General features: G+C 53.5%; 1 rRNA gene. It reads left to right on the top strand.

The window, feature by feature from the left end:
• Positions 1–922, top strand: a 23S ribosomal RNA gene (locus AAIH57_RS29150); the annotation flags it as partial.

The following is a 922-nucleotide window of genomic DNA, read 5'->3' as shown; positions in this document are numbered from 1 at the left end:
TGGGGTTGTGGGACGTCTCACATGGAGTTACAAAGGAACCGGTTAAACGAAGAGGTCTGGAAAGGCCCGCCAAAGAAGGTAAAAGCCCTGTAATTGAAAGTCTGTTCCCTCCGAGACGGATCCCGAGTAGTGCGGGGCACGTGAAACCCCGTATGAATCCGGCAGGACCATCTGCCAAGGCTAAATACTTCCTAGCGACCGATAGTGAAGCAGTACCGTGAGGGAAAGGTGAAAAGCACCCCGGAAGGGGAGTGAAATAGAACCTGAAACCGTGTGCTTACAAGAAGTCAGAGCCCGTTTTAGGGGTGATGGCGTGCCTTTTGTAGAATGAACCGGCGAGTTACGTTCCCGTGCAAGGTTAAGGTGAAGAGCCGGAGCCGCAGCGAAAGCGAGTCTGAATAGGGCGACATAGTACGTGGACGTAGACCCGAAACCGGGTGATCTACCCCTGTCCAGGGTGAAGGTGCGGTAACACGCACTGGAGGCCCGAACCCACGCACGTTGAAAAGTGCGGGGATGAGGTGGGGGTAGCGGAGAAATTCCAATCGAACTCGGAGATAGCTGGTTCTCCCCGAAATAGCTTTAGGGCTAGCCTCGGAAAACAGAGTCGTGGAGGTAGAGCACTGATTGGGTGCGGGGCCCGCAAGGGTTACCAAGCTCAGTCAAACTCCGAATGCCATAGACTTACTTCCGGGAGTCAGACAGTGAGTGCTAAGATCCATTGTCAAAAGGGAAACAGCCCAGACCATCAGCTAAGGTCCCCAAGTGTGTGTTAAGTGGGAAAGGATGTGGAGTTGCACAGACAACCAGGATGTTGGCTTAGAAGCAGCCACCATTGAAAGAGTGCGTAATAGCTCACTGGTCGAGTGACTCTGCGCCGAAAATGTAACGGGGCTAAACACACCACCGAAGCTATGGCTTG

Source organism: Paenibacillus sp. MABNR03, from assembly GCF_050455445.1.
In the GTDB taxonomy this organism is placed as follows: Bacteria; Bacillota; Bacilli; order Paenibacillales; family Paenibacillaceae; genus Paenibacillus; species Paenibacillus xylanilyticus.
This window is presented reverse-complemented; position numbering and strand designations above follow the sequence as displayed.